We start from the raw sequence: 2,047 nt of genomic DNA, 5'->3' as shown, positions 1-2,047 counted from the left end.
ACAATGCTTCGTCTAAAGGTGAATAAAAATGACCATAACGACGTAAGCCTTTCTTATCACCTAAGGCTTGCGCAAAGGCCTGTCCTAATGTGATGCCGCAGTCTTCGACGGTATGATGGTCATCGATTTCCAGATCGCCATCGCAATGAATATCGATATCAAATAGACCATGACGCTTGATTTGATCAATCATATGGTCTAAAAATGGAACTCCAGTGTTGAGTGTGCCTTGACCAGTACCATCGAGATTGAGACGAACTCGAATTTTTGTTTCGTTGGTATTTCTTACCACTTCACTGATACGTTGCGTCATGGACACGTTCCTCAAAAAACGTCAAAAATGATTGAATTAAAAACCAATAGTTTCGCTGTGACGAAAAAGTGACAGCATCATAGTTTGCTCAGGAGGGTTAATCAATGCCTATTACCGTACATGCTTACAGTTCTCTGGAAGATTCAGGAATTCGTACTCAGCTCGAGCGACTTTACGATACCAGCCCAGAGTTTGGCGACGGGCAAGATGCAATGGAACAACTTGAACAAAATCTACAGCAATATACCACAGTTTACACTGCTGAATTTAACACCAAAATTATAGGTGCAATTTGGGCGACAGGACAAGGTGAAAGCCGTGTTCTGGAATATATTGTGGTGCATCCCGCCAATCGTGGCCGCGGTGTGGCAGAACGTCTGGTTGAAGAGGTCTGCCGCATGGAAGAAGCGCAGGGCGTACAACAGTTTGAACCGGGTTGCGGGGCGATCCATCGTTGCCTGTCGCATCTCGGTAAAATCTAAACAGCTGGTCTTAAAACCATACTTTGCAGCAAAATTAAGCGCTTAAACGAAAAATCCACAAATTTGCTTGACGGGCTTAGACAAACATTGTTTAATACGCCCACTTTGGCGTGATAGCTCAGTAGGTAGAGCAACGGATTGAAAATCCGTGTGTCCCCAGTTCGATCCTGGGTCTCGCCACCATAAATTTGTATTTTCAATCCCTGATCCCATCAGGGATTTTTTTTGCCTTAAAATTGATTGCGTGAAAAATGGGCAATCAAATCAAAAGCTCATGATAATTATTGACTATTGCGCCGAGATACGGCTTAATACACCCCATTGGCGTGATAGCTCAGTAGGTAGAGCAACGGATTGAAAATCCGTGTGTCCCCAGTTCGATCCTGGGTCTCGCCACCATATTCAAAAAGCCTCAAACGAAAGTTTGGGGCTTTTTTTATTGCACCAATAGTTTGTTATATTGAAACCAAGTAGAAGAATTGAAGAATAACATTGCATGAAAGATCTGTTTTCGGCGCAAAGTGAACTTTATCAACAGGCACGACCGACTTATCCACAATCGCTTATAGACAGCTTAATTCAGCAGCTCAAGGGTTTCGACCGTGCATGGGACTGTGGCGCAGGTTCAGGGCAATTAACCCGCCTGATTGCGCCGTATTTTCAACAGGTGATCGCAACTGACCTGAGTCAGAACCAGCTTGATCAGGCGCCAGCCTTGCGTAATGTCAGCTATTTACAGCAAGCCGCGGAACAATGCAGTTTCCCCGATCAGTATTTTGACCTGATTACCGTTGCGCAGGCGATTCACTGGTTTGACTTTGAAAAATTCTACGCACAAGTGAAACGAACCCTCAAACCAGAAGGCGTGATTGCAGTGATTGGTTATGGCCTGTTAACGCTTGAGGATGCGTTGTTAAATGACCGGCTGCAACAGCTCTACCACCAGACCTTAAACGGCTTCTGGGATGCAGAGCGGCGCTATATTGATGAGCTTTATCAAACGATCCCATTTCCTTTTCAAGACATTCCGATGCCGCAGTTTCAGATTGAATTATGCTGGACAGGACAGCAGTTGTGGGATTATCTCAATACTTGGTCTGCAGTCCAACATTATCAAGTTCAAATGCAGATCAGTGCTTTATCCGATTTACAGGATATCCTGCTGATCCGGCAGCCGATGCGGGTGACCTTTCCAGTCTTGCTGAGAGTAGGGCGGCAAATCGTTTAAAAGCCCGAAAAATAAAAAAGCATG

Annotated in this window: 3 protein-coding genes and 2 tRNA genes; 4 read left to right on the top strand and 1 reads right to left on the bottom strand. The window is 44.8% G+C overall.

What is annotated here, in order from left to right; translation table 11 throughout:
- Positions 1-313: imidazoleglycerol-phosphate dehydratase (locus tag J699_RS00090; RefSeq protein WP_032883027.1), on the bottom strand; the 313-nt coding region annotated here is incomplete at its 3' end.
- Between the two features lie 104 nt (positions 314-417).
- On the opposite strand from J699_RS00090, the gene J699_RS00095 reads away from it, so the two are divergent.
- From J699_RS00095 to J699_RS00110, 4 genes are all read left to right on the top strand, one after another.
- Entirely contained in the window at positions 418-795 is a 378-nt protein-coding gene (locus tag J699_RS00095) for a GNAT family N-acetyltransferase (protein WP_004776129.1), read from the top strand.
- A gap of 107 nt (positions 796-902) precedes the next feature.
- Positions 903-978, top strand: a tRNA-Phe gene (locus tag J699_RS00100).
- A 140-nt stretch (positions 979-1,118) separates the two neighbouring features.
- A tRNA-Phe gene (locus J699_RS00105) sits at positions 1,119-1,194 on the top strand.
- A gap of 97 nt (positions 1,195-1,291) precedes the next feature.
- Positions 1,292-2,023, top strand: coding sequence for a class I SAM-dependent methyltransferase (locus J699_RS00110; protein ID WP_032868523.1), 732 nt, complete (start codon positions 1,292-1,294; stop codon positions 2,021-2,023).
- Positions 2,024-2,047 lie beyond the last annotated feature (24 nt).

Source organism: Acinetobacter sp. 1000160, from assembly GCF_000588715.1.
Taxonomy (GTDB): Bacteria; Pseudomonadota; Gammaproteobacteria; order Pseudomonadales; family Moraxellaceae; genus Acinetobacter; species Acinetobacter courvalinii.
Note: the sequence above shows the minus strand (reverse complement) of the source record. Positions and strands in the feature narration are given on the sequence as shown.

What these genes read in the sequence shown, in the direction of transcription:
- J699_RS00110 (WP_032868523.1), top strand. Translation starts at nt 1,292, where the DNA reads ATGAAAGATCTGTTTTCGGCGCAAAGTGAACTTTATCAACAGGCACGA.
- J699_RS00095 (WP_004776129.1), top strand. Translation starts at nt 418, where the DNA reads ATGCCTATTACCGTACATGCTTACAGTTCTCTGGAAGATTCAGGAATT.